General features: G+C 75.6%; 7 protein-coding genes. 5 read left to right on the forward strand and 2 right to left on the reverse strand.

Annotated elements, in window-relative coordinates:
• Positions 1–38 precede the first annotated feature (38 nt).
• On the reverse strand, positions 39–1,574 hold the full coding sequence (locus Q7T67_RS11125; RefSeq protein ID WP_304789072.1) for an NAD(P)/FAD-dependent oxidoreductase: 1,536 nt from the start codon (positions 1,572–1,574) through the stop codon (positions 39–41).
• 207 nt (positions 1,575–1,781) lie between these two features.
• On the opposite strand from Q7T67_RS11125, the gene Q7T67_RS11130 reads away from it, so the two are divergent.
• Positions 1,782–2,915 carry a hypothetical protein gene (locus Q7T67_RS11130; protein WP_304789074.1) on the forward strand — a complete coding sequence of 378 codons (1,134 nt, stop codon included), beginning with the start codon at positions 1,782–1,784 and terminating at the stop codon, positions 2,913–2,915.
• 107 nt (positions 2,916–3,022) lie between these two features.
• On the opposite strand, the gene Q7T67_RS11135 is transcribed toward Q7T67_RS11130, so the two are convergent.
• A complete protein-coding gene (locus Q7T67_RS11135; RefSeq protein WP_304789076.1) occupies positions 3,023–4,372 on the reverse strand; it encodes a serine protease in 1,350 nt (449 codons plus the stop codon).
• A gap of 139 nt (positions 4,373–4,511) precedes the next feature.
• On the opposite strand from Q7T67_RS11135, the gene Q7T67_RS11140 reads away from it, so the two are divergent.
• Genes Q7T67_RS11140 through Q7T67_RS11155 form a run of 4 tightly spaced genes read left to right on the forward strand, consistent with a single transcriptional unit; the run spans position 4,512 to position 7,160 of the window.
• A complete protein-coding gene (locus Q7T67_RS11140; protein ID WP_304789078.1) occupies positions 4,512–5,003 on the forward strand; it encodes a hypothetical protein in 492 nt (163 codons plus the stop codon).
• Positions 5,000–5,635 carry a ferric reductase-like transmembrane domain-containing protein gene (locus tag Q7T67_RS11145; RefSeq protein WP_304789080.1) on the forward strand — a complete coding sequence of 212 codons (636 nt, stop codon included), beginning with the start codon at positions 5,000–5,002 and terminating at the stop codon, positions 5,633–5,635. The genes Q7T67_RS11140 and Q7T67_RS11145 overlap by 4 nt, the downstream gene beginning before the upstream one ends.
• Positions 5,632–6,879, forward strand: a complete 1,248-nt coding sequence (locus Q7T67_RS11150) for an NADH-ubiquinone oxidoreductase-F iron-sulfur binding region domain-containing protein (protein WP_304789081.1) — start codon at positions 5,632–5,634, stop codon at positions 6,877–6,879. Before Q7T67_RS11145 ends, Q7T67_RS11150 begins: the two co-directional genes overlap by 4 nt.
• The gene (locus Q7T67_RS11155; RefSeq protein WP_304789084.1) at positions 6,876–7,160 is read left to right on the forward strand and encodes a ferredoxin; all 285 of its coding nucleotides are present in this window, start codon (positions 6,876–6,878) and stop codon (positions 7,158–7,160) included. Before Q7T67_RS11150 ends, Q7T67_RS11155 begins: the two co-directional genes overlap by 4 nt.
• Positions 7,161–7,194: the final 34 nt, after the last annotated feature.

Raw genomic sequence — 7,194 nt, forward strand, 5'->3', positions numbered from 1 at the left:
TCTGCCCGCGCCGCCGCGGCCGCCCGCCCACCCGCGCCCTACGCGGCGGTGCCCGCCGGCTCCCGGTCCCCGGCGCCGACCGTGAAGCGGTAGTCGGTGAGGGCGAAGTGCCCGGCGCGCCATGCGGACTCGATGGTCGTCGCGGCGCGGAACGGGACGTCCCCGTGCACGTCGAAGTAGTACGAGTTCGAGGTGCCGCAGCCGCCCTGGTAGAAGACCTGCCCGCCGCGCCGGTCGAGGACCTCCCGGAAGTACTTCGCGTTGGCCTCCTCCGAGACCTCGACGCGGGTCGCGCCCTGTGCGCGGGCCTCCTTCAGGCAGCGCACGATGTGGCGCATCTGGTTCTCGATCAGGGCGAAGTACGACGAGCCGTTGTAGCCGTAGGGGCCGAGGATCGCGAACATGTTGGGAAAGGCTGGGACGGTGACGCCCTGGTAGGCCTGGAAGCGGTTCTCGGTCCAGAAGGCCTCGAGGTCCAGGCCGTCCCTGCCGGTCACCGCGTAGGGCGGCATGTTGCCCGCCTCGAAGGCCTTGAAGCCGGTGGCGAGGATCAGGACGTCGATCTCGTGGTGGGTGCCGTCGGCGGTGCGGATGCCGGTCGGCGTGACCTCCTGGATCCCGGTGGTCTCCAGGTCGACGTTCTCGCGGTTGAACGTCGCGAGGTAGTCGTTGTGGAAGCTCGGGCGCTTGCAGCCCATCGTGTAGGTCGGCGTCAGCTTCGCGCGCGTGGCGGGGTCCTGCACCTGCTTGCGGAGGAACCGCCGCGCGAGGCGCTCGCCGACGGCCGCGACCGGCACCGTCGTCGCGTAGGCCGCGGCGATCGGGAACGTCACCTCGACGTAGGCGTTGCTGGCCAGGCGCGCCAGGCCGCGCGCACCGGGGACGCGCTGCAGGACGGTGCGCGCGACGCGGGAGATCCGGGCGTCGGGCTTGGGCATGCACCAGATCGGGGTCCGCTGGAAGACCGTGAGCCGCGCGACCTCCGGGGCGATCGACGGGATCACCTGGACGGCCGAGGCCCCCGTGCCGATCACGGCGACCCGCTTGCCGCGGAGCTCCACGTCGTGGTCCCAGCGGGCCGTGTGCATCGACGGACCCTCGAACGTGTCGAGGCCGGCGATGGCCGGGATCTGCGGCTGGTTGAAGATGCCGGTCGCACCGATCACGTGGCGGGCGAGGATCGGGTCGGCGTCCTCCAGATCGACGCGCCAGAGGTCGTGCTCCTCGTCGAAGACGGTGCCCGTGACCCGCGCGTTCAGCCGGATCCGGTCGCGGACGCCGTAGCGGTCGACGCAGTCCTCGGCGTAGTCCTTCAGCTCGCGGCCGGGGGCGTAGACGCGCGACCAGCCCGCCCGCTGGCGGTAGGAGAACTGGTAGCTGAACGACGGGATGTCGACCGCCACGCCGGGATAGGTGTTCCAGTGCCAGGCGCCGCCGACGCCGTCGCCGGCCTCGAGCACCAGGACGTCGTCGATGCCGGCGTCCTGCAGCGCGATCGCGGCGCCGATGCCGGAGAAGCCGCCGCCGATGACGACGACCTCGTGGTCGGGGGTGCGGACCTCGGTGGTGCTCATGCGGTGCTCCGTCGATCGGGGACGCCCCGGCGCGCCGGGACCGTGGCGTGCGGCGGGTGCGTCGGGCCGACCCTACCGGCGGGTAGGGCCTCCGGGGAAGAGCCTGCCCCCGGGAAGCTCTCAGGAACCACCCGGCCTCGCCCCAGCGTCCGGGCCGATCCTCCTCGAGCGCCGGGCCTCACCCCGGCCCCGACCCGGAGCGACGAGATGCACGACCACGACCAGCACGACCACGACCACCGCCACACCCGCCGGACCCTGGTGGGCGCCGCCGGCGCCGTCGGTGCGGGAGCGATCCTCTCGCAGCTCGGGGCGACCGGTGGGCTGCTCGAGCGGATCGGGCTCGACGAGGAGGCGCAGGCCGCCACGGCCGCCTGCGTCCTGACGCCGAAGAAGACGGAGGGGCCCTACTTCGTCGAGGAGGGGCTGGACCGCTCCGACATCCGGACCGACCCCTCGGACGGGTCGACGCAGGCCGGGGTGGCGCTCGCCCTGACGCTCGTGATCGTCGACGGTGCCGATGGCTGCACCCCCGTCGGCGGCGCGACGGTCGACGTCTGGCACGCAAATGCGCTGGGGAAGTACTCCGACATCCAGTCCGAGGGGACGAAGGGCCGGAGGTTCCTCCGCGGGTCCCAGGTGACCGACGCCGACGGCCGGGTCGCGTTCACGACGGTCTTCCCGGGCTGGTACTCCGGCCGGGCCATCCACGTCCACTTCAAGGTCCGCCTCTACGACGGCACGAGCACGACGTACGAGTTCACCTCGCAGCTCTTCTTCGACCCCACGCTGGAGAACCAGGTCGTCCAGGGCAACGCCTACGGGAACCGTGGCACCCCCGACACGCCCAACAGCCGCGACGGCATCTACGGATCCGATGGCGGGACCCTCGTCGTCGCACTGACCGGCGACCCGGCGAGTGCGCTCTCCGGAACGCACGTGATCGGCGTCGCGAACGCCCCCGCGACCACCACCACGCCGTCGACGGGCACCGGCGTCTCCACCGGGAGCGGCACCTCGACGGGGTCGGGCTCGACCGCGGCGGCCGTCGAGGCGGCGGTGACCCGCGTGCGCTGGATCAGCACCTCGACCGGTCGGCGCCTCCTGCGGCTGACGCTCGACCTCGACGAGGCCGTCGCGGTGAACGCCCGGCTGGCCCGCGACGGCGCGACGATCGCGCGCAAGCAGAAGGCGTCGATGGGTTCCGGCACCCGCACCCTGGACCTGCGCATCCCCGTCCGCAGCGCCCGCGGCAAGGCCCGCCTGGCCGTGACGTTCACGGACGGCACCGGCGCGACGAAGAGCGTCCGCCGCACGGTGACGTTGCCGAAGAACGGGTGAGGTGCTCGCGGCGGCCGCCGCTCGTCGTCCGACGGCAGGAGCGCGGCCGCCGCCCTGCCGTCCCGGACGGGTGATGCGGACCGGTCGACCGCTCGGCGGCCGGGGCGTCACCGCCCGGGGCGCAGCGCGTACCTCGAGGCCCGGCGCTGGGCGTTGTCCACCCGGTCCGTCGCGCGCAGGGTCAGGGTGTAGGCGCGCCGGCGCACCAGGCCGGACGTCACGATCGTGCCGCGGCCGCTCTTCGTGACGCGGGCACGGACCTTCTTGGTGACGGTGCGACCCCGGACCTTCGAGCGCAGCGTCGCGGTGATCGACCGGATCCCGGAGCTCGGGGTCGCGTCGCGCACGGTGACCCGGGTGACGCACCGCGTGGCGGTGCAGCGCCGGGAGGCGAGCTTCATGGTCGGGCGCGCGGTGTCGGCCACCGGCGTGGGGGGCGGCGGGGTGCGCGTCAGCGGCTCCGGGATGTCCGACGCCGCCCGGATGAACTGCTGGATCGACGTCTCGGCGACGCGGGTGTAGAGCCCCGGTCGGCCGGCCTGGGCGCAGCCGACGCCGAGGCTGACGATCCCGGCCAGCGCGGGCGTGCCGCCGACGTCGACGGTCAGCGGGCCGCCGCTGTCGCCCTGGCACGAGTCGATGCCGCCCTGCGGCTCGCCGGCGCAGAGCACCCGCTCGTTGACGTTGGCCCCCGTCCCCGCGAACGCCGTCGCGCAGCTCGAGCGCCTGAAGACGTGGGTGGTGGCCACCTGCAGGTCGCGCGGGTAGTCGCTCGTGGGACCGCCGACCCCGAGGATCGACCCGACCTGCGAGCCGGACTGGGCCCTGCGGTCGCCCCAGCCCGAGATCGTCACCAGCGCGTTGCCCTCCGGGTTCGCGGCGGCCGGCTCCTGCGCGGCGGTGAGCAGCGGGATCGGGGCGATCGAGGTCGTCCCGTCGATCTGCGGCGTGCCGGTGTAGAGCGGCTCGGCGAGCGTCAGGACGGCGGCGTCGCCGTCGAGGTTCTCCAGCGTGAAGCCCGGCCGGACGACCATCTGGGTCACCGCGACGTCGCGGGCGGTGGCGGACTCGGGCTCGGCGCCGTCGCGCAGCCGGGCGGTGCCGGCGAGGACGCGGACGCTCGAGACGGGCCGCGCCTGCCCGTTCTGGCCGCTGAAGACGCAGTGGCCCGCGGTCACGACGTGGGTGGCGTCGACGATCGTCCCGCCGCAGAACTGGCCGAGGTACGGCGTGGTCGCCTGGCCGTTGGGTGCCGGGTCGTAGAGCGCCACCTGGAACGGGCGCTGCGTGATCGCCGCCTGCTTGCCGCCGACGATGCGCGGCGTGGCGGTCGCGGCGGATGCGGGTGCCGCCACCGCGGCGAGGCCGAGGAGCGCGACGAGCACCACGACGACCGCCCGTGAGAGACCGGGGCGGCTCGTGATGACGACTGGGGCTGGGGCGGGGCTGCGGTCCACGGTGGCTCCTTCGAGGCTGCTGCGACGACCACCATCGCACGCGCAGGGGCGTGGGGGTCGAGGTCGGAGCGTCGGGCCTCTCGGGGAATCCCCAGGGACGCTTGAGGGGACGCGGAGGCACCGGGCGGATGGTGTCCCCATGCCGCAGAACCCCTTCGCCGACCGCACGTCCCACGATGCCGGAGCCGGCCCCGACGCGCCCGGGACCGAGCCCCGGCGGCCGCGCGAGCAGCGCGACCGGGGCCTGCGCACCGCGCGGCGGCTGACCGGCGGGCTGGTGGCCGGCAGCGCGGCGCTCGTCCTGGGCTTCGGCGTGCTGACCGCCGGGAGCGGCGCCGGCTCGTCCGGGACGACCGCGGCGGCGACGACCACCACGACGAGCGGGAGCGCCACCGACGCGTCGGGGTCCGCCACGGACGCGACGAGCGGCACCGACACCACCTCGACCGGCACGGACGCGACCACGACCGACTCCTCCGCCCCGGACGCGACCTCGTCCGACAGCGCCACCGACTCCTCCACGTCGAGCGACTCCACCGCGACGGACACGGGGAGCTCCGACTCGTCGGCCGGGAGCTCCGACTCGAGCGCGTCGCAGACCTCGGCCCCCGTGACCTCGGGCGCCTCATGAGCCTCTGGTACCTGGCGCGGGCGACCGGCGCCGTCACGCTGATCCTGCTAACGCTGACCGTCGCGATCGGCATCGCCAACCAGCAGCGCTGGGCGCCCCGCCGGACCCCGCGGTTCGTCGTCGAGCACCTGCACCGCTCGACGTCGCTCCTCGTGGTCGTCCTGCTCGCCGTCCACATCGCCGCGAGCGTGATCGACGGCTACGTCCAGATCCGGCTCGTCGATGCGGTGGTGCCGTTTCTGAGCAGCTACCAGCCCCTGTGGCTGGGTCTGGGGACCCTGGCCTTCGACCTGCTCCTGGCGCTGATCGTCACCAGCGTGCTGCGCGCCCACATCGGTGCGCGCACCTGGCGGGCCGTCCACTGGGCCGCGTACGTCTGCTGGCCCGTCGCGCTCGCCCACGGGCTGGGCATCGGCACCGACACCGGGACCACCGGGTGGCTGACCTGGCTGTCGGTCGGCTGCACCGCCGTCGTCCTCGCCGCGGTCTGGGCCCGCCTGACCCGGCAGCCGGCGCCGCTCGCCGCGCCGGTGGCGCCGACCGTGCCGCCCGTCGACGCGACGCGCCGTCCCTCGACCGCGGCCTTCCCCGCCGTCCGCCGATCCGTCCCCGACCGGGAGGCGCTCCGATGAGCACCCGCCTGCTGTCCGCCGCCGTGCCGCACGTCGCGACCGACCTGACCCACCACCGCGCGGTCCACGGTCGGCTGCCCGACCTGGGCCGCGGCGACGCCGACGCCCTGATCCGCACCGTCGCCGACGCCGGCCTGCGCGGCCGCGGCGGCGCCGGGTTCCCGACCGCCCGCAAGCTCGAGGCGGTCGCGGGCGCCCGTCGTCCGGTCGTCGTCGTCAACGGCACCGAGGGCGAGCCCGCGTCGGGCAAGGACCGGCTCCTGCTGGCGACGCAGCCGCACCTCGTCCTCGACGGTGCGGTCACGGCGGCCCGCGCCGTGGGGGCCCGCGAGGTCGTGCTCGTCGCGCCGCGGACCGCCCACGCGGCGCTCGGCCGCGCGCTCGACGAGCGCGGCGCCCGGGACGAGCCGGAGGTCCGGCTCGTCGTCGCGGCCGAGGGCTACGTCGCGGGGGAGGAGACGGCCGTCCTCGCGCACGTCGAGGGCCGACCGGCCCGCCCGCGGGTCGCTCCGCCGCGCCCCGCCGAGCGCGGCCTCTTCAGGCGCCCGACGCTCGTGCAGAACGTCGAGACGCTCGCGCACCTCGCGCTGATCGCCCGGCACGGTGCCGACGGGTTCCGGTCCGCCGGCACCCCGGAGCGGCCGGGGACGACGCTCGTCTCCGTGTCCGGTGCGGTGGCCCGTCGGGGCGTCTTCGAGGTCCCGGTGGGCGTCCCCGTGGACCAGGTCCTGGGGCTGGCCGGCGGTCCCGCCGAGCCGGTGCGGGCGCTCCTGGTCGGCGGCTACTTCGGCGCCTGGATCGACGGTGCGGCGCGGCCGGCGCTCACCGACCGGGACCTGCGGCCCCTGGGTGCCGCGGTCGGCGCGGGCGTCGTCCTGGCGCTGGGGGCGTCGTCGTGCCCGGTGGCCGCCGTCGCGCGGCTGGGCTCCTGGATGGCCGGGCAGTCCGCCGGCCAGTGCGGGTCGTGCGTGAACGGCCTCGCCGCGATCGCGGGCGTCCTCGAGCGCCTGGCCGACGGACGCGGCACCCCCGCCGACCTCGGCCTCCTGACCCGCTGGACGGCCATGGTCGACGGCCGCGGCGCCTGCGCGCACCCGACCGGCACCGTCCGGATGATCACGAGCGCGACCCGGCTGTTCGCCGCCGAGCTCGAGGACCACGCCCACCACGGCCGCTGCGCGACCTGCGCCACCGCGGCGCGGGCGTCGTCGGTGGGCGTCGGCCGCGGGGCGGTGGCGGCGTGAGGCCCCGGGACCGATCCGGCGAGGCCGGCGGCGCGAGCCCCTCCGCGACCGGCCCGGGGCGACGGGACGCCTCGGCCGACCCCGCGCTCGTCCTCGACCCGATCGCCTGCGTCGGGCACGGGCTCTGCGCCGAGCTCTTCCCGGAGGGCGTCGTGCTGGACGACTGGGGCTTCCCGATCGTCCTCGCCGAGGCATCGGACCCCGCCCTGCGCGCCCACGCCAAGCGGGCGGCGAAGGCGTGCCCGGCCCTGGCGCTGAAGCTGCGCGCGACGCGGCGCTGACCCGGCGGCCCGGGTCGAGCGGCACGGGCCGGGC

Source organism: Patulibacter sp. (genome assembly GCF_030655195.1).
Taxonomy (GTDB): domain Bacteria; phylum Actinomycetota; class Thermoleophilia; order Solirubrobacterales; family Solirubrobacteraceae; genus Patulibacter.